The following is a 20,035-nucleotide window of genomic DNA, read 5'->3' as shown; positions in this document are numbered from 1 at the left end:
GTGGCATATCCGGCACGGCAACGATACGCCGAAAGCGCCTTAAAACAGAGCGAAATTCACCGTGTTTTTTCTTTTTATCAACAGAGCTCGACGTTTCTGTTGATACTCGTCGCGATTGTGCCAATAAAGGTGAAAGCCGCTTCGCAGAGTCGGCAACACAATAACCGGATAGCTGGGATCATGAGGCGAAAACAGCTAAACTCCGTCGACAATAATTTCCTTTTGTCGGTGGAGCATCAATACTCTTCCGGCATCATGCCCCTATAGGCGCCATGCTTTTAATGGCATAACGCTAAACTGGACAGAAAGAGGCTCAGAGCAACGTGGCTCAATACGTTTACACCATGCATCGCGTCGGTAAAGTTGTTCCGCCGAAGCGCCATATCCTGAAAAACATCTCCCTTAGTTTCTTCCCGGGGGCCAAAATCGGCGTACTGGGTTTAAACGGGGCGGGTAAATCCACTCTGCTGCGCATCATGGCGGGCATTGATAAAGACATCGAAGGCGAAGCGCGTCCGCAACCGGGGATTAAGATCGGCTATCTCCCCCAGGAACCCCAGTTAAATCTGGAACATACCGTCCGTGAAGCGATTGAAGAAGCCGTCAGCGAAGTAAAACGTGCTCTGACCCGTCTGGACGAAGTTTATGCGGCTTACGCCGATCCGGATGCCGACTTCGATAAGCTGGCGAAAGAGCAAGGCGAGCTGGAAGCCATTATTCAGGCGCACGACGGCCATAACCTTGATAACCAGTTGGAACGCGCTGCCGATGCGCTGCGCCTGCCGCCGTGGGATGCTAAAATCGCCAACCTCTCCGGTGGTGAACGCCGTCGTGTCGCTATCTGCCGCTTGCTGTTGGAAAAACCCGACATGCTGCTGCTCGACGAACCGACCAACCATCTGGATGCGGAATCCGTCGCCTGGCTGGAACGTTTCCTGCACGACTACGAAGGCACCGTCGTTGCTATCACCCATGACCGTTACTTCCTTGATAACGTCGCCGGCTGGATTCTGGAACTGGACCGTGGTGAAGGGATTCCATGGGAAGGTAACTATTCATCCTGGCTGGAACAGAAAGACCAGCGCCTGGCGCAAGAAGCCTCGACCGAAGCCGCCCGACGCAAGTCGATTGAAAAAGAGCTGGAGTGGGTACGCCAGAATCCGAAAGGGCGTCAGGCCAAAGGCAAAGCACGTCTGGCCCGCTTTGACGAGCTCAACAGCGTGGAATATCAGAAACGTAATGAAACCAGCGAGCTGTTTATTCCGCCGGGTCCGCGTCTTGGCGACAAGGTGCTGGATGTAGAGAACCTCACTAAATCCTACGGTGACCGGGTACTGATCGATAACCTGTCGTTCTCGATTCCGAAAGGCGCCATCGTCGGGATTATCGGCCCCAACGGCGCAGGTAAATCGACGCTGTTCCGCATGCTGTCTTCCCAAGAGCAGCCGGATTCCGGTGCTATCTCGCTGGGTGAAACCGTTCAACTGGCGTCAGTAGACCAGTTCCGTGACAAAATGGACAACAGCAAGACCGTATGGGAAGAAATCTCTGGCGGTCAGGACATTATGCGTATCGGCAATTTCGAGCTCCCAAGCCGCGCCTATGTCGGCCGCTTTAACTTCAAAGGCGTCGATCAGGGTAAGCGGATCGGGGAACTCTCCGGCGGTGAGCGCGGCCGCGTACATCTGGCCAAACTGCTGCAAGTCGGCGGCAACATGCTGCTGCTCGACGAACCGACCAACGATTTAGATATCGAAACCCTGCGTGCACTGGAAAACGCCCTGCTGGAGTTCCCCGGCTGCGCGATGGTGATTTCCCATGACCGCTGGTTCCTGGACCGTATCGCTACCCACATCATCGATTACCAGGATGAAGGTAAAGTGGAGTTCTTTGAAGGCAACTTCACGGAATACGAAGAATACAAAAAACGCACGCTGGGTGCCGAAGCGCTGGAACCGCATCGCATCAAGTATAAGAAAATGGCGTGACATGACGCCCTTGCTATTCTGTCACGACATTTCCACGTGATAGCAAAAACCCGCCAAATTTGGCGGGTTTTTCATTTGAAGATGTTCACGTCATCATCATGCGCGACGAATTGAGCCACACATGATAACCGTCAGAACGTTTCCCAATTCTGATCACTACGGCCGACCTTACCCACACCAATAGCCGCAACGGCAGGAATAGCCTGTACGACTGGTCGTGATGGCAACGAAGCGCGAACCGATTCATTTTCACGGCGATGACTCAGTTTGAATACGGCGACCGCCTGAGTCAGACGTTCCGCCTGAGATTCCAGTGAGGCCGCCGCTGCCGAAGCCTCTTGTACCAACGCCGCATTCTGCTGGGTCGTCCCTTCCATTTCCAGCACGGCTTGATTCACCTGACCAATACCCCGGCTTTGTTCATCAGATGCAGAGGCAATCTCACCCATGATATCCGTCACACTGACGACGGCTTTCACAATCTCATCCATCGTATCACCGGCTTTGGCTACCAGGACCGACCCGTTTTCCACCAATTTGCCGGACTCGCCAATCAGTGACTCGATTTCCTTCGCCGCCTGCGCACTGCGTTGCGCCAGGTTGCGCACTTCGCCGGCAACCACCGCAAAGCCACGCCCTTGCTCGCCGGCGCGGGCCGCTTCCACCGCGGCATTGAGCGCCAGGATATTGGTCTGGAAGGCGATGCTATTGATAACACTTGTTATCTCCGAAATCTTCTTCGAACTGGAAGAGATATCCCCCATGGTTTTCACCACGTCCTGAACGATAGATCCACCCTGTTCCGCTTTGCTGGAAGCATTACGCGCCAGTTGGCTGGCATGGTTGGCGTTATCCGAGTTCTGCTTCACGGTGGAGGTCAGCTCTTCCATGCTGGCTGCCGTCTGCTCCAACGCCGCTGCCTGCTGCTCAGTACGAGAAGACAGATCGACGTTACCCGCACTAATTTCAGACGCCCCCTGGTAAATCGAGTCGGCGCCCTCACGAACAACCGTTACCGTATTTGTCAGAGACGCCTGCATATGGTGTAGATTTTGCCCCAGAATACCGATCTCGTTACGCCCCAGATCCTCTGCCGGCTGCGTCAAATCGCCCTGCGCAATCCGTTGAATGCGAGCAATCAGGACATGGATCGGCACCAGAATCGCCCGGCGAATGATCAGATAGGTCAGTGCAGCCAGTATGATCGCCAAAATGAACGATACCCCCATCAGGATATTCCCCAGGCGTGCATTCCCGGCAGCTTGCGCATTGATGTTGTTTGCATGATCCGTCAGGTATTTCACTTCCTTACGCACCTGAACGGCGTAATTGGTATCTAACTGGCGCGCCAGCGTCGTCTCCAGCTCAATGGTGTTTTCGAATTCGCCATTACGCACAAAATCCACCATCGGCACCATCACTTTGTCCCGATAAGCGATATAGTGCGTGGTCAAATCAGAATCCAGCGATTTCTCTTCGCTCGATTTATCGGTACGCGCCATATAGTCGTCAAAACGCTTCTGCGAGCTTTTGATGCGCTCCGTCCCTTCAGCAAAGGCCTGCTTAAAGGAATCAGTATCACCGATACGCGACGACGCTACCGCCTGAATGAGTAACTGACGGGAAACACGAAAGTTATCCATACTGCTGCTGATCCCAGACCGGATCTCAGACACCAGATTAGCTCGCTCCAGAGAAGCATTACTCTGTTTGAGAAAATAGCTGGCAGTACCAATTGAGAGCGCAAACAGCGCCAGAATAATGGTTAACAGGGTGATAAACAGCGTCACAAGACGAATATTATTTATGGAGGAAATATTTCCTTTTTGTTCTGCCATTCCGATTTCTCACTTTCACTACAAGATGCCGATCACTTCCACGGTATAAACCGTAGAAGCACGTATAGCTTTGCGCCATTCACGATTCCCTGACAAACCACCGGCCACCATCACATCAATGCCCGGTAAAGCAGCGAACGTCACACAGGGCCAGTAAAAACAAAACAACATTTTATTTTAATTATATTGTTGTTTCTTTAAAAAAGAAAAACCGTGACGACTGTAGCATGCTCTACGGATAAGTGGTCAACAGAAACGATCAAGTTCCTTTTTATGGTGGGTTCGTCGATGTATTTGGCAGGGATATAAGCCGAAAAGATACGTTTATGCTCAAAACGCAGATCATGATAATTGATGAAAGAGTTATTGTTCTCAGCTAAAGAATCAGCATTGGAAACCACTGCATCCAACACTATAGGAAACGGTGTAGCGCCTAACGTGATGAATAATCGCACAGTGCATCAAACCCCACGGCAAAATCAATAAAGCAGTTGAGAGCGGGTGAGTTCAATTTTCGACCTGGGTAAATCAAATAGAGATCATTGGTATCCGCCTGCCATTCGGGCAACAGGCAAACCAACTCGCCCCGGTCCATCGGCTCGCGACACAAAAATGTCGGCAACAACGTAATACCGCCGTCAGCCAGCGCACAGGCTCGCGCATACAGCAGATTGTCGGTGATGTGTGATTGCGGCAACCGCCAGAGAAAATACTCCGTTTCATGATGAAATCCCCATTCCGGCCAGGCCCGGTGTGTAATACACCGATGCGACTGCAGGTCTTGCGGATGCATAATCGGCGCGAACCCGGCCAAATACGCTGCCGAAGCAACCAGATAATGCGGTACTTGTCCCAGAGAACGACCAATGAGGGAAGAATCTTGCGGCTTACCGGTACGCAGCGCAACGTCAAACCCCTCTTCCACTAAATCGATCACCCGATCGGCAACAACGATATCCAGCGAGACGGCCGGGAAACGTAGCTGAAACTCCGCAGTTAACCGGGCCAACAGTGTGGCGCCCAGGCCGGCGGGAGCGGTGATCCGCAAGCGTCCGCTAGGGTTATTGCGCAAATGCAGCATCGCCATCTCAGCACGCTCACTGGCCTGCCGCATTTCTCGGCAATGCACCAGATAACGTTCGCCGGCAAAAGTCAGATTGAGTTTGCGGGTTGTACGATTGAATAGCCTCAAGCCCAGAGCCTGCTCCAGTTGACTGATCCGCAGGCTAAGGCTCGACTTGGCCATACCGGCCTGTCTGGCCGCTTCGGTAAAACTGCCGCATTCCGCCACCAGAGCGAATAGCGCCATATCCTGTAATTGTTTGAACATAATTGTTCTTCTCAATCGAACACATCGTTAGTTATTGTCCATCTTATCAGCACTATCGACAGGTTCTACACTGTCACCCAAGCCAACCAGTAACGATGGAACAATAAATCATGACAGTAAAAGCAATCGCCGTTGACCCGAGAAAACCCGAGAACTTCGTAGAAATCACGGCAGAATTACCGCAACCCGGTGAACATGACCTGCTGGTAGCCGTAAAAGCCGTGTCGGTTAACCCGGTCGATACCAAAGTACATGCGCGCTTGTGCAAGGACGGTCTGGAACATCCACGCATTCTCGGCTGGGATGCCAGTGGGATAGTGGTAAAAACCGGCTCAGCCGTACAAGGTTTCAAAGCAGGAGACGAAGTCTGGTACGCCGGCGATATCACCCGCGCCGGCAGCAACAGTACGCATCAATTGGTTGATGCTCGCCTCGCGGCGCACAAACCGGCGTCGCTGGACTGGGCTGAAGCCGCCGCCCTGCCGTTAACTGCGCTGACGGCCTGGGAAGGACTATTCGAGCATCTGAATATTCAGACCGCGGCAAAAGGCAAAACGCTGCTGATTATCGGCGGAGCCGGCGGCGTCGGCTCGCTGGCCATTTCGCTGGCGGCTCAACGCAGTGAAGTGACGGTTATCGCAACGGCTTCTCGTCCAGACTCTGCGCAATGGTGCCGTGAACGGGGCGCGCATCGGGTCGTGGATTACCGCCATCTGGTCGATGAGTTGAAGAAACAGAATATTGAGCAGGTCGATTACATCTTCTGCCTGAATGACACCGACGGCCACTGGGACGCCATCAGCCAGTTAATCGCCCCGATGGGACACATTTGTACCATCGTCGAAAATACACAACCGCTGGACCAGAATCTGCTGAAGCTGAAAAGCGCTGCGCTTCATTGGGAGTTCATGTTTACCCGTAGTATGTTTTCTACGCCGGATATGGCACGTCAGGGAGAGATTCTGCATGAGGTGGCGCATTGGGTAGATAGCGGCACATTGCAGGGCACCCTCAGCCAGACTTTTAGCGGATTAACGACAGAGACGCTGAAGCAGGCGCACGAGGCGGTACTGGACGGCCATATGCGCGGTAAGGTGGTCATCACGCTGTAAATGAGAAAGACAGACGTAAAAAAGCCAGCCTGTCCGGGCTGGCTTCCTCATTAGACTGAATTGTCGGTTACACCCGGCAAGTCATCCGCGACTCAGTACAGCAGGCGGGCACGAATAGTGCCGGGGATGGCTTTCATCAGTTGCAACGCGGTATCAGCGCCGTCAGTTTCCACGTCGATAACCACATAACCGATGGTCGGGCTGGTCTGCAGATATTGCGCCGCAATGTTGATGCCCTGCTCGGCAAAGATGTTGTTAATCTGCGTCATGATGCCGGGACGGTTCTCATGAATGTGCAGCAGACGGCTGGCGCGATCACTGTGCGTCGGCAGCGAGACTTCCGGGAAATTAACGGCAGACAAGGTAGAACCGTTATCCGAGTATTTCACCAGTTTCCCGGCAACCTCTTCGCCAATATTCTCCTGCGCTTCTTCGGTGGAGCCGCCGATATGCGGCGTCAGAATCACGTTATCGAACTCACATAGCGGCGACAGGAACGGGTCGCTATTGGTCGCCGGCTCCTGCGGGAACACGTCGATAGCCGCACCGGAAAGATGCTTGCTGGCTAGCGCGTTGCTCAGCGCCGGAATATCGACCACCGTACCGCGTGATGCGTTGATCAAAATCGAACCCGGTTTCATCAGCGCCAGCTCGTCGGCGCCGATCATATTCTGGGTGCTGTCGGTTTCCGGCACATGCAGACTGACCACATCGCTCATGTTCAGCAGATCGGACAAATGACGCACCTGTTGGGCGTTACCCAACGGCAATTTGCTTTCGATATCGTAGAAATAGACGTGCATCCCCAGGCTTTCGGCCAAAATCCCCAGTTGGGTACCGATGTGACCATAGCCAATGATACCCAGCTTTTTGCCGCGGGCTTCAAAACAACCGACCGCCTGCTTGTGCCAGATACCGCGGTGAGCTTTAGCGTTAGCCATCGGAATGCCGCGCATCAGCAGCAGCAATTCACCGATCACCATTTCAGCCACGGAACGGGTATTGGAAAAAGGTGCGTTGAAGACCGGAATACCACGCTTGGTCGCCGCCGACAGCTCAACCTGATTAGTTCCGATGCAAAAACAACCTACCGCTACCAGTTTCTCAGCGGCGGCGAAAATCTCTTCCGTTAGGTGCGTGCGCGATCGAATCCCCACAAAGTGCGCATCACGAATCGATGCTTTCAACGCTTCCGGGTCAAGCGCCCCCTTATGGTATTCAATATTGGTGTAACCTGCAGCGCGCAGATTTTCCAGCGCGTTCGGGTGCACCCCTTCCAGCAGCAGAAACTTAATCTTGTCTTTTTCCAGTGATACCTTTGCCATTTCCCGACCTTATTTTCAGACTTCAGATATGACGGTTTGCAAACCGGTCTGTGCAAACATAACAAAAAATACGCAAGCGGCAATACAAACGATTGCCTGCCCCGTTTTTTATCATCCCCCTTCCCCGGCTGTTTCATGGCAAAAAATACTGCCAACCAGCAACTGAGCCACACAGGCATGATACGAAATAAGAAAAACTGATATTAAGTACCAAAAATGAGCCGTTAGAGGAAGCCGGATTTTTTAGATAAAAAAATCCGGCCCACCAACGTGACCGGATCCTTGAAAAAATAACGACCCCCTGTTTCAGGAACAGGTGATGTCAAGTCATCTTATTTCAGACGGACTGTTTTTTATTTCAGACGGACTGTTTTCACCCCATCGGCGGTACCCACCAGCGCGACATCCGCCCCGCGATTAGCGAACAACCCCACGGTTACCACGCCAGCCAGACCATTGATACGGTTCTCCATCGCCACGGCATCGGACAGATCCATGTTGTGTACATCCAGAATAATATTGCCGTTATCGGTGACGACACCGTCGCGATACACCGGCTGCCCGCCCAGTTTGACCAGTTCCCGGGCAACATACGCCCGCGCCATCGGGATCACCTCAACGGGCAACGGGAAACGCCCCAGCACATCCACCTGTTTGGATGCATCAACGATACACACGAACTGACGAGCGATCGCCGCGATGATTTTCTCCCGCGTCAACGCCGCACCGCCGCCTTTGATCATCTGCATGTGTGGGTTGATTTCATCCGCGCCATCGACATAAACGTCAAGCGCATCCACGTCATTACAATCAAAAACCGGGATCCCCAGACTTTTGAGTTTGGCGGTCGAGGCATCCGAGCTGGAGACGGCGCCTTCAATCTGATGTTTGATCGACCCCAATGCGTCGATAAAATGCGCGGCGGTAGAACCCGTCCCCACGCCGACAATAGTACCGGGGCGAACATAATCGAGTGCAGCCCAGCCAACGGCTTTTTTCAGTTCATCCTGTGTCATGATGTGCTTGTGCCTATAGCGACGAAAACGTGTGCGTATTATAGGGCATGGCATACTCAAAAGGAGAACTTTGCTCGCCCGGCACGGTAATATTTCAGCCTCACCGCAGCAGGTCGGGCGATTTTTTTCGGCGATACCTCACAAAAATGTGGCATATTGCCAAATATAGTTTTTACGCAAAGGAATCATCACCTTCATGAAACGCCCGGACTATCGCACGCTTCAGGCGCTGGACGCCGTGATCCGTGAGCGTGGCTTTGAACGCGCCGCACAAAAACTCTGTATTACGCAGTCCGCCGTCTCGCAACGTATTAAACAGTTGGAGAATCTGTTCGGCCAGCCGCTGCTGGTGAGAACGATTCCGCCGCGTCCGACCGAGCAGGGGCAGAAGTTGCTGGCGTTATTGCATCAGGTGGAGTTACTGGAAGAAGAGTGGCTGGGCAACGAAAACAGCAATGAAACGCCGTTGTTGCTGTCTCTGGCGGTCAACGCCGACAGTCTGGCGACCTGGCTATTGCCGGCCCTTCAACCGGTACTGGTGGATTCGCCGATCAGGTTGAATTTGCAGGTCGAAGACGAAACCCGTACCCAGGAGCGCTTACGGCGGGGGGAGGTGGTGGGTGCCGTCAGTATTCAGCCACAGCCGTTGCCGAGCTGTCTGGTGGATAAACTGGGTGCGCTGGATTATCTGTTCGTCGCTTCGCCGGGATTCGCCGACCGCTACTTTCCTAACGGTGTGACGCGCTCCGCACTGCTGCGCGCGCCGGTCGTGGCTTTCGATCACCTGGATGATATGCATCAGGCATTTTTGCAGCAGAATTTCGACCTGCCACCCGGTAGCGTGCCCTGCCACATTGTTAACTCATCAGAAGCCTTCGTACAGCTCGCCCGTCAGGGAACCACCTGCTGTATGATCCCCCACTTACAGATCGAACGTGAGCTGGCGAATGGCGAGCTGATCGATCTGACGCCGGGGCTGTTCCAGCGCCGTATGCTGTACTGGCATCGCTTCGCGCCGGAAAGCCGGATGATGCGGCAAGTCACCGACGCCCTGCTCACACACGGACGTCAGGTACTGCGTCAGTCCTGATGCAGAACAGCGCTGCGCCCGAATCAGGGCGCTCGCTGCAGTTCAAAAACCACATCCACCTGGTCGTCAAAGTGAATCGTCCGCTGTTCATAGGTTTGCGAGACCTCACTTTGCGCCACCATGTCAGCCGTTTTGAACATACGGGCAACCGGCACCGGTTGGTAATTAGCGACATGATAACGGATGCTGTAGACCGGCCCCAGCGAGGCATTAAACCCAGCAGCCAGCGACTGCGCCTGTAACGTCGCCTGCTCTATCGCCTTTTTACGTGCCTGCTCACGATAAACATCCGGATTAGCAACCCCCAGTTCCACCGACCGAATCTCATTGAGACCGGATTTGAGCGCACCATCCAGCAATTCATTGAGCTTGTCCAACTGACGCAACGTCACCTCTACCTGACGCACAGCCCGATAGCCTTTCAGGACCGAACCGCCATTTTTCAGGTAGTCGTACTCCGGTTGTGTGCGCAGGTTGGCGGCGTTAATGTCTTTCTTGTCGATACCGTTTTTATCCAGAAACGCGAAGTATTGCGCGACCCGCTCATCCACCTGTTTTTTGGCATCGGACACCTCCTTGGATGATACGTTGACTTCTATCGCCAGCCGGGCAATATCCGGCGTCGCATCAACGCTGGCGGTACCGGACGTCACAATGTGCGGGCCGCCGGGTAATTCATTACCGGCCTGGACCGTCATCGACGACAGACCGAGCAGCGCAGACAATGCCAGAACTTTCAGCTTCACGGTATCCCCTTTCTCTTTGTGAGTGAATGACAAAGCCTACTCTGAGCAGGCTGCATTCAATATAGGCGAATATCCGAATACCGGGTTAAGCATCGTATGGCCGGCTGAAAAATGGTGTCTATGTCGGCGGCGTAAACCCCAACTCGAGGGAGATGTTTCGGGCCGTCTCCCGTAATGGCGCAACCAACGTATCAATACCAATCTGCTGCAACCGCGCCTTCGACAAGGAAATGGAAACGGCATAAGGCACACGATGCTGAATATCAAACACCGGCGCGGAAATGCAGGAAACGCCCAGTTCATTCTCTTCCCTGTCCATCGCCAGCCCCTGCCGACGGATCTCCGCCAGTTCCTGTCGCATGGCCGACAACTCAACAATGGTATTGTCAGTCAGGGGACAAATACTGTTCTGATGGGTACGCCAGTATTCAGCCGGATAATCCTCCGTACCATAAGCCATGAAAATCTTGCCCATCGCCGAACTGTGCAAAGGCATGTGTTGGCCGATATAGGCGCGGGTGCGCATCATGCCGGTGGTCGGCTCCAGCTTATAAATCAAAATGGCGTGATCGTCTTCACGCGTTGAAAAATTGACGGTTTCTCCTACCGTCAGGTTCAGCGCTTCAAGGTGCGGCACCGCTACATGCAACACATTTAACGACGAAAGCGCCTTCTGGCCGATAGCGATAAACTTGGTAGTCAGGCGATAGCTGCCGGGCTGGCGGGCGGGCACGACGTAACCGCATCCGGCAAGCCCCTGCAACAACCGGTGGACGGTACTTTTATTCATCCCGGACAACTCGGCAATACGCGCCAGCGGGCACCCATTAGGATAGTCGCTGAGTATTTCGATCAACTGTAAACCACGAAACAGGCTTTGACTTCCCAACGGTTTTTCCGCTTTCACCTCGTCATCAATGCTATGTTCATTTATCACGTCTGAGCTTCCTCTCATTACGCCCGTCAGGACATCAACCTCTGCCGGGACGAAGACCATCATGAAACAGCATGTTATGCGATGCAATAGAGGAAACGGCCTACGTCCTGTTGCCGATACCGGCTGGAACGTTACAGCGTCGCCGTTTCTTGTGACCCCATCCGGTTGGCACAAGCATGGTGCAGATGCACATCCATCTGCGGGTAAGGAATACCGATACGGTGCTCATCCAACGCCCGTTTAAAGTTCTCCAGCAGATCCCAATACACTGCCGCCGCATCGCTATTACTGGTCCACACCCGCACCACAAAGTTAAGCGAAGACGGCCCCAGTTCATTGAGCCGAATGGTGACGTCTTTATCACGCAGAATGCGGTTATCCGCCGCGACGATATCGCCCAGCACGTTTTTCACCACGTCGATATCCGCGTCATATGCCACACCGACAATAATTTCGGTACGGCGATTCGGTTCACGGGAACTGTTGATAATATTCCCTGCGATAATTTTGCCATTCGGCACCACGATGACCTTGCCGTCGGCGGTCAGCAGCGTGGTGGAAAAAATTTGCACCTGAGTCACCGTGCCCGCAATGCCGCCCAAATCCACCGACTCGCCGGTACGGAACGGTCTAAACATGACCAGCAGCACGCCGGCGGCAAAGTTCGACAGTGAGCCCTGCAACGCCAGGCCAACCGCCAGGCCAGCGGCGCCCAATACGGCGATGACCGATGCCGTCTGCACGCCGACCCGGCTTAACGCCGCGATCAGCGTAAAAGCAATGATCCCGTAACGTACTAACGCCGATAGAAAATCCGCTACCGTGACGTCAATACCACGAGCAATCATCAGCCGATTCATCGTATTCGACATCATACGGGCGATAAGCATCCCGGCACACAGAATCATCAGCGATGCGACAACATTCACGCCATACTGCAACAAGATATGTTGATTATCCACCAGCCAGCTCTGCAGGCGACCTACGCTTTCGGCTACGTTGAGTTCTTCCATCTGTTCGCTCCTGTCAGCATGATTCGCGTTATCTGTGCGCAGATAAAATTAAGGCTCCCACAGGAGCCTTAGTCAAATTATCGATTAAACAATCACAACCGGTTCGATAATTACAGTACGTCGACCGCGTTCAGTTCTTTAAACGCTTGTTCCAGACGCGCCACCATGGTCACCTGACCGGCACGCAGCCAGACACGCGGGTCATAGTATTTCTTGTTCGGCTTGTCGTCGCCTTCCGGGTTACCCAGTTGGCCCTGCAGATAGCCTTCGTTTTTCTTGTAGTAATTCAGGATGCCTTCCCAGGTCGCCCACTGGGTGTCGGTGTCGATATTCATCTTCACCACACCGTAGCTGACTGCTTCGGCGATTTCTTCTGCAGAAGAACCGGAACCGCCGTGGAATACGAAGTCCAGGCTGTTGTGCGGCAGGTTGAATTTCTTGGAGACATACTCCTGAGAGTTACGCAGGATTTTCGGCGTCAGTTGCACGTTACCCGGCTTATACACGCCGTGTACGTTACCGAAAGAAGCCGCGATGGTGAAACGCGGGCTGATGGCGTTCAGTTTTTCGTAGGCATACGCCACATCTTCCGGCTGAGTATACAGCGCAGAGTTGTCCAGGTGGCTGTTGTCCACGCCGTCTTCTTCACCGCCGGTGCAACCCAGTTCGATTTCGAGAGTCATGCCCAGTTTGGCCATGCGAGCCAGATATTTGCTGCAAATCTCGATGTTTTCTTCCAGAGACTCTTCAGACAGGTCGATCATGTGGGAAGAGAACAGCGGTTTACCGGTAGCGGCATAATGCTTCTCGCCGGCATCCAGCAAGCCGTCCAACCACGGCAGCAGTTTCTTCGCGCAATGGTCGGTGTGCAAAATCACCGGAATGCCATAGTGCTCAGCCATCTGGTGTACATGATGAGCGCCAGAAATCGCACCCAAAATTGCCGCCTGCTGACCTTCAGCTTTCAGGCCTTTACCGGCAGTAAATGCAGCACCGCCGTTGGAGAACTGAACGATTACCGGCGCGCGCACTTTGGCTGCGGCTTCAAGAACGGCGTTAATAGAGTCGGTACCGACACAGTTAACGGCTGGCAGTGCAAAGTTATTTTCTTTGGCAATTGCGAATACTTTCTGAACGTCATCACCTGTGATGACACCAGGTTTTACGAAATCAAAGATTTTAGACATGTCACGTGTCCTGTTTCGTTGGCCGTGGAGGGTTAGAGATTTGTCTGTTACTACATTACCGACATAACCGCGATTGTGTCGGCATCATTCCGATTTACTGCATAACCACAATTTCCTGCATAACTACATGTCCTGCATAACTACAATATTGCGGCTATTTCTTGCTGCCGGTAACCCGGCCTTCGCCGGGCTACCAGGAGGCGAGATATACCCGCCTCCCATGACTGACCAAAACCGCTTACTGACGAGCGCGTTCTTCCAGCATGACGACCGCCGGCAGTTTTTTGCCTTCCACAAACTCCAGGAAAGCGCCGCCACCGGTAGAAATATAGGAGATCTTGTCGGCAATGCCGAACAGATCGATCGCCGCCAGCGTATCGCCGCCGCCCGCGATAGAAAACGCGTCGCTGTTAGCGATGGCATTAGCGATGATCTCCGTACCTTTACGGAAGTTCGGGAATTCGAATACGCCGACCGGGCCATTCCACAGAATGGTTTTGGCATTTTTCAGAATCTCGGCCAGACGCTCTGCGGACACATCGCCCAGGTCCAGAATCTGTTCATCATCTTTAATCGCGGCAACGGATTTCAATGTCGCGGTAGCAGTTTCGGAGAATTCCGTCGCCACGCGCACATCGCTCGGTACCGGAATATCGCAGGTTTCCAGCAGTTTTTTCGCTTCCGGAATCAGTTCCGCTTCGTACAGTGATTTGCCGACGTTATGGCCCTGAGCCGCCACGAAGGTATTGGCGATGCCGCCGCCGACGATCAACTGGTCAGCGATTTTGGACAGCGAGTCCAGCACGGTCAGTTTGGTTGAGACTTTAGAACCGCCAACGATAGCCACCATCGGACGGGCCGGGTTGCCTAATGCTTTGCCCAGCGCTTCCAGTTCGCCGGACAACAGCGGGCCGGCACAGGCGATCGGCGCGAACTTGCCCACACCGTGGGTTGAGGCCTGCGCACGGTGTGCAGTACCGAACGCATCCATAACGAATACGTCGCACAGCGCCGCGTATTTTTTGGACAGTACTTCGTCGTCTTTCTTCTCGCCTTTGTTGAAGCGGACGTTTTCCAGCACGACCAGCTCGCCTTCAGCTATGTCAACGCCGTCCAGATAATCTTTCGCCAGACGCACCGGTGAAGACAGGCGATCTTTCAGGTAGTTCACTACCGGCAGCAGGGAGAATTCTTCGTTGTACTCGCCTTCGGTCGGGCGGCCCAGATGGGATGTCACCATCACGCGGGCACCCTGCTTCAGGGCGATTTCAATGGTCGGCAGGGAAGCGCGGATGCGGGCGTCAGACGTCACTTTGCCATCTTTAACCGGCACGTTCAGATCCGCACGGATCAGCACGCGTTTGCCAGCCAGATCCAGATCGGTCATCTTAATTACAGCCATGGTGAATCCTCTCGTTGATTCTCTTTAAAGTTGCTTGAGTGAGGTGCCGTTTACCGACACCGCCTATCAGAAACCGCAGGCTGCCATCGCCCGTGTTGTGTCCAACATCCGGTTGGCAAAGCCCCATTCGTTATCGCACCAGACCAGCGTCTTGATCAGATGCCCTCCGCTGACCCGGGTTTGCGTCCCATCCACTATCGCACTATGCGGATCGTGGTTGAAATCCACTGAGACCAACGGCAAATCGGTATAGTCAACTATACCACGAAATGTATTCTGCGCTGATTGACGAAACAGCGTATTGATTTCACTTACGTTTACCGCATTTTTCACGCTGACGCTGAGATCGATGGCCGTGACATTGATGGTCGGAACCCGCACCGAAATCGCCTCGAAACGGTCTTCGAATTTCGGAAAGAAACGGGTAATGCCTACCGCCAGTTTAGTATCCACCGGGATGATCGACTGACTGGCGGCACGGGTGCGCCGCAGATCATGGTGATAAGCGTCGATCACCGGCTGGTCGTTCATCGACGCGTGGATCGTAGTCACGGTACCGCTCTCGATGCCATATGCATCATCCAGCAGTTTGATAATCGGAATAATACAGTTGGTGGTGCAGGAGGCGTTGGATACCACACGGTGCGTTGGCCGCAAATCCTGATGATTAACGCCGTACACAATGGTGGCGTCAAGATCCGGCGCACCGGGGTGAGAAAACAGCACTTTCTTCGCGCCCGCCGTCAGATGGGCTTCACCATCGGCGCGGCTGCCGTACGCACCGCTGCAATCCAGCACGATATCGATACCGAGTTCTCCCCACGGCAGGGAACGGAGATCCGACTCGTGCAGCAGGCGGATAGTATCATCCCCTACCGATAAGCGATCGCACTCCTGACGGATATCCCACGAAAAACGGCCGTGACTGCTGTCGTACTTGAGCAGGTGGGCAATCCCTTCGGCGTTGGCCAGCTCATTAATCGCCACCACCGTAATTTCGGCTCGCCTGCCGGACTCATACAACGCGCGCAAAACGCTGCGACCTATGCGCCCAAAGCCATTTATCGCAATACGGATTGTCATGAAATTCCCTGTGTAGTGATAAAAGCATTGCACATCATAGAATAATCAGTACGTCGTCAGGAATAAACCGCTTGTTGCACAAGGTACGTCGCTACTCGGAACTACGGTGTAAGCATACCGCCAAACGCCGTCACACCAACAACTGAAACGCTTCAGCTAGCATAAACGAATTGCCTGGCAAAAGAAATATGGCGGCGGGGAGGATGCCAGAAGGGTGATCTGCGTCAAAAAATTATCGCACAGTTTGTTCAGCTAATTCAGGCAGGATCAAAAAAGGCCGGGAAACGATCCCGGCCTTACAAGAACAGTTAACGACGCGATGTGCTTATTTCAGCAGCGCTTTCGCCTTCGCCACCACGTTGTCGGTGGTGAAGCCAAATACGTCGAACAGTTTTTCCGCCGGTGCGGATTCGCCAAAGCTTTCCATACCCACAATCGCACCATTCAGGCCGACGTACTTGTACCAGTAATCTGCAATACCGGCTTCTATTGCCACACGGGCAGCCACCGCAGACGGCAGCACCGCTTCACGGTAGGCTGCATCCTGTTTGTCGAACGCATCGGTAGACGGCATAGATACCACGCGCGCCTTGATCCCTTCGTCAGTCAGCTTCTGCCAGGCCGCAACCGCCAGTTCCACTTCAGAACCGGTCGCGATAAGAATCAGTTGCGGCTGGCCGCCGCTGTCTTTCAGCACATAAGCGCCTTTAGCGACATCGGCCAACTGTTGTGCAGTACGCTCCTGCTGCGCCAGGTTCTGACGAGACAGAATCAGTGCAGTCGGGCCGTCTTTACGCTCGATAGCGTATTTCCAGGCTACCGCGGTTTCTACCTGATCAGCCGGGCGCCAGGTGCTCATGTTCGGCGTAACGCGCAGGCTGGCCAATTGCTCCACCGGCTGGTGGGTCGGGCCATCTTCGCCCAGACCGATGGAGTCATGGGTGTAGACATAAATGCTGCGCACTTTCATCAGCGCCGCCATACGCACCGCGTTACGAGCATATTCGACGAACATCAGGAACGTCGCGGTGTACGGCACGAAGCCGCCGTGCAGCGCGATACCGTTGGCGATGGCGGTCATGCCGAATTCGCGCACCCCGTAGTGGATGTAGTTGCCTGCCGGGTCTTCGTTCAGCGCCTTGGAACCGGACCAAATCGTCAGGTTACTCGGTGCCAGGTCGGCGGAGCCGCCCAGGAATTCCGGCAGCAGCTTGCCATAAACTTCCAGCGCATTTTGCGAAGCTTTACGGCTGGCGATCTTGGCCGGGTTAGCCTGCAGTTGTTCGATAACCTTCGTCGACTCTGCCTGCCAGTTAGCCGGCAATTCACCGCTCACGCGACGGGTGAATTCAGCAGCCAGTTCCGGATAAGCGCTGGCGTAAGCATTGAACGCCTGTTGCCAGGCCGCTTCTTTGCTCTCACCGGCTTTGCGGGCATCCCAGGCGGCGTAGATATCGGCCGGGATTTCAAACGGACCGTATTTCCAGCCCAGTTGTTCGCGGGTAGCGGCCACTTCGGCATCGCCCAGCGGCGCGCCGTGAGAATCATGAGTACCGGCTTTGTTCGGCGAACCGAAACCAATCACGGTTTTGCACAACAGCAGCGACGGTTTGTCAGTCACGCTCTGTGCTTCGTTGATCGCGCGTTGAATAGCGTCGGCGTCATGACCGTCAATACCACGCACCACATGCCAGCCGTAGGATTCAAAACGCGCGGCGGTGTCATCGGTAAACCAGCCTTCGATGTGGCCGTCGATGGAAATGCCGTTATCGTCGTAGAACGCGATCAGTTTACCCAGCTTCAGGGTACCTGCCAGCGAGCAGGCTTCATGGGAAATCCCTTCCATCATGCAACCATCACCCAGGAAGACATAGGTGTGGTGGTCAACGATGTCATGGCCCGGACGGTTGAACTGCGCCGCCAGCGTGCGTTCGGCAATCGCCATACCCACCGCGTTGGCGATCCCCTGCCCCAACGGACCGGTGGTGGTTTCCACGCCCGGTGTATAGCCCACTTCCGGGTGGCCCGGCGTTCTGGAATGCAACTGGCGGAAGTTTTTCAGTTCTTCAATCGGCAGAGAGTAACCCGTCAGGTGCAGCAGGCTGTAGATCAGCATGGAGGCATGACCGTTGGACAGCACGAAGCGATCGCGGTTAGCCCAGTGCGGGTTGGCCGGGTTGTGGTTCAGGTGGTCGCGCCACAATACTTCAGCGATATCCGCCATACCCATGGGTGCGCCGGGATGACCAGATTTGGCCTTCTGCACGCCATCCATACTCAACGCACGGATAGCATTGGCAAGTTCTTTACGAGAGGACATGCTTTACTCCAGATCGGATTGAACAGTTACCTGTCGAACATAAAACATATTAATCAATGTGTTAGCTCAAAAAGGCAAAGAAAAGATATTCACAAATGTACATGAAAACCCGGCCGATTGCACATGGAACAGCAAGCGGAAAAAACGCACGAATCTGCTGACATACAGGTCGGATAACAGGCATTCCTTTTCATCAGGGCGGTTTTATCCGCCTCAACTCACACGATGCAGCAGCTTTACCTGTTTACACCCCTCTTTTTCCATCACGATAAAGCGACGGGAGTCATGCGGACGCGTCGTCTTCGGATAATTAAAGACGTAAAAAAGGGGCGCCCCACAGGGCACCCCTTCAAGATTATTGATGAATCGGTCTTGGATTAGTGTGCAGCCGCTTCATGCCCGTGCAGGCGATGACGGGTAACGAACCCCAGCAGTAAGCACATGACGAATACCACAAAGTACAAGCCGTTTGCCGTCACCAGCGCCGCATGCACGCCAAAATGCTCGACGATCGGCCCGGTAACGATAAAGGTCAACATGGTCCCCACCGTCCCGCACGTCAGAATGAAGTTCACCAGTTTTGGCGACGGCACTTTGGTTTGCTGAGACCCCAGGGTAATCAGCGTGGTGTAGATAGCGCTGGAAATAAAACCCAGACCGAAGATGAAGTATTTCAGTAATTGCGGTTGATCACTGCTCACAAACAGGTACATCGCCCCGGTGGCCAGAATAGCCAGTACCGCCACGACACGCTGCAAATCGAAAAACTTGAGCACAACGCTGAACACCCACATACCAATCATATATGACGTCCAGAAGCTGCTGACCAGTTCGCCGGCATCGCCGATGCTCAAACCGAAGGATTTGGTCACGTATTCCGGCACCCACTGAATAAACGCCAGTTGCCCCAAGATGTAGCACAACGCGGCGATGGACAGAAATACCACGCCCAGGCCCCATTTTTCTGTCTCTGCCGCTACATTCCGCACGCTGGCTTTATCCGCACCAATGGCGGGAAAGTCAGACAACAGCGTCAGTACCAGAATCGCCACATACAACAGCCCGATACAGGCGTAAATCCAGTACCAGCCGAAATGACGAGACAATAACGCCGCCGCCACCATCGGGAAAATCATACCGGCCATACTGAAAAAGGAATCGGTAAACAACAGCCGGGCGCCGCGCTGACGGCCGGAATAAAGTTGTGTAATCAGGAAAGTACCGATCGACATGGTAATACCGCTGACTACGCCCAGCGTAAACATACAAGCGGAAAACACCGCCAGCGATTTACCCACAAACAGCCCGATAATCGACAGGACGATCAGAATGAAACCGAAAACCAGCTGCTTTTTCAGCGGGAAGATATCCATCAACCACACATTCAAAAAGATAGACAGCAAAATACCGGCATTCAGAAACGTAAAGGTATTGCTCATATTGGCTATCGGGACATTGAAATACTGGGCGATATCGCCCATGACCATGCCGGTCACGATAACCAGCGCACCGGTCAACGCATAGGAAAAGCAGCTGGTGAAAAATAGCCGCTGACGATTGAGATCAGACATATACCCTTTCCTGTCATAAATAATGAAAAACGCAACCCCATACCGGACTCAGTATCGACACTGCGCTGCAACGTTAT

General features: G+C 53.8%; 15 protein-coding genes. 3 read left to right on the top strand and 12 right to left on the bottom strand.

Going from position 1 to position 20,035, the window contains the following annotated elements; genetic code table 11:
* Window positions 1-323: 323 nt before the first annotated feature.
* Window positions 324-1,988, top strand: coding sequence for an energy-dependent translational throttle protein EttA (gene ettA / locus DCH402_RS02615; RefSeq protein ID WP_033575396.1), 1,665 nt, complete (start codon window positions 324-326; stop codon window positions 1,986-1,988).
* Window positions 1,989-2,119: 131 nt separating this feature from the next.
* Here ettA and DCH402_RS02610 read toward each other — a convergent pair whose 3' ends face one another.
* Entirely contained in the window at window positions 2,120-3,826 is a 1,707-nt protein-coding gene (locus tag DCH402_RS02610) for a methyl-accepting chemotaxis protein (protein ID WP_039999511.1), read from the bottom strand.
* Between the two features lie 433 nt (window positions 3,827-4,259).
* Window positions 4,260-5,156 carry a LysR family transcriptional regulator gene (locus tag DCH402_RS02605; RefSeq protein ID WP_039999509.1) on the bottom strand — a complete coding sequence of 299 codons (897 nt, stop codon included), beginning with the start codon at window positions 5,154-5,156 and terminating at the stop codon, window positions 4,260-4,262.
* Window positions 5,157-5,266: 110 nt separating this feature from the next.
* On the opposite strand from DCH402_RS02605, the gene DCH402_RS02600 reads away from it, so the two are divergent.
* Entirely contained in the window at window positions 5,267-6,268 is a 1,002-nt protein-coding gene (locus tag DCH402_RS02600) for a zinc-binding alcohol dehydrogenase family protein (protein ID WP_039999507.1), read from the top strand.
* A gap of 92 nt (window positions 6,269-6,360) precedes the next feature.
* On the opposite strand, the gene serA is transcribed toward DCH402_RS02600, so the two are convergent.
* Both serA and rpiA read right to left on the bottom strand, forming a co-directional pair.
* Window positions 6,361-7,593 (bottom strand): phosphoglycerate dehydrogenase, encoded by a 1,233-nt coding sequence (gene serA / locus DCH402_RS02595; protein WP_039999505.1) that lies wholly within the window; start codon window positions 7,591-7,593, stop codon window positions 6,361-6,363.
* A 353-nt stretch (window positions 7,594-7,946) separates the two neighbouring features.
* Window positions 7,947-8,609: a ribose-5-phosphate isomerase RpiA gene (gene rpiA / locus DCH402_RS02590; protein ID WP_027710828.1), complete on the bottom strand. Its 663-nt coding sequence runs from the start codon at window positions 8,607-8,609 to the stop codon at window positions 7,947-7,949.
* 196 nt (window positions 8,610-8,805) lie between these two features.
* Here rpiA and DCH402_RS02585 point away from each other — a divergent pair, with 196 nt between their 5' ends.
* On the top strand, window positions 8,806-9,699 hold the full coding sequence (locus tag DCH402_RS02585) for a LysR family transcriptional regulator ArgP (RefSeq protein ID WP_012768282.1): 894 nt from the start codon (window positions 8,806-8,808) through the stop codon (window positions 9,697-9,699).
* Window positions 9,700-9,722: 23 nt separating this feature from the next.
* Here the strand turns inward: DCH402_RS02585 and DCH402_RS02580 are convergent, their stop codons facing one another.
* The 8 genes from DCH402_RS02580 to tsgA form a co-directional block, all read right to left on the bottom strand.
* Window positions 9,723-10,445, bottom strand: coding sequence for an oxidative stress defense protein (locus DCH402_RS02580; protein ID WP_039999503.1), 723 nt, complete (start codon window positions 10,443-10,445; stop codon window positions 9,723-9,725).
* Window positions 10,446-10,563: 118 nt separating this feature from the next.
* Window positions 10,564-11,400: an IclR family transcriptional regulator gene (locus tag DCH402_RS02575; RefSeq protein ID WP_081642119.1), complete on the bottom strand. Its 837-nt coding sequence runs from the start codon at window positions 11,398-11,400 to the stop codon at window positions 10,564-10,566.
* A 113-nt stretch (window positions 11,401-11,513) separates the two neighbouring features.
* Complete coding sequence (mscS, locus tag DCH402_RS02570; protein ID WP_039999502.1) at window positions 11,514-12,395, bottom strand: small-conductance mechanosensitive channel MscS; 882 nt, start codon at window positions 12,393-12,395, stop codon at window positions 11,514-11,516.
* Window positions 12,396-12,505: 110 nt separating this feature from the next.
* Window positions 12,506-13,582: a class II fructose-bisphosphate aldolase gene (fbaA, locus tag DCH402_RS02565; RefSeq protein WP_039999501.1), complete on the bottom strand. Its 1,077-nt coding sequence runs from the start codon at window positions 13,580-13,582 to the stop codon at window positions 12,506-12,508.
* A gap of 238 nt (window positions 13,583-13,820) precedes the next feature.
* Window positions 13,821-14,984 carry a phosphoglycerate kinase gene (gene pgk / locus DCH402_RS02560; RefSeq protein ID WP_039999500.1) on the bottom strand — a complete coding sequence of 388 codons (1,164 nt, stop codon included), beginning with the start codon at window positions 14,982-14,984 and terminating at the stop codon, window positions 13,821-13,823.
* A gap of 66 nt (window positions 14,985-15,050) precedes the next feature.
* Window positions 15,051-16,067 carry an erythrose-4-phosphate dehydrogenase gene (gene epd, locus DCH402_RS02555; RefSeq protein WP_039999497.1) on the bottom strand — a complete coding sequence of 339 codons (1,017 nt, stop codon included), beginning with the start codon at window positions 16,065-16,067 and terminating at the stop codon, window positions 15,051-15,053.
* A 325-nt stretch (window positions 16,068-16,392) separates the two neighbouring features.
* The gene (gene tkt / locus DCH402_RS02550) at window positions 16,393-18,387 is read right to left on the bottom strand and encodes a transketolase (RefSeq protein ID WP_039999495.1); all 1,995 of its coding nucleotides are present in this window, start codon (window positions 18,385-18,387) and stop codon (window positions 16,393-16,395) included.
* 377 nt (window positions 18,388-18,764) lie between these two features.
* Entirely contained in the window at window positions 18,765-19,958 is a 1,194-nt protein-coding gene (gene tsgA / locus DCH402_RS02545; RefSeq protein WP_039999494.1) for an MFS transporter TsgA, read from the bottom strand.
* Window positions 19,959-20,035: the final 77 nt, after the last annotated feature.

The sequence above is a fragment of the Dickeya chrysanthemi NCPPB 402 genome (assembly GCF_000406105.1).
In the GTDB taxonomy this organism is placed as follows: Bacteria; Pseudomonadota; Gammaproteobacteria; order Enterobacterales; family Enterobacteriaceae; genus Dickeya; species Dickeya chrysanthemi.
The sequence above is the reverse complement of the archived record's forward strand: the minus strand, read 5'-3'. Positions and strand labels throughout refer to the sequence as shown.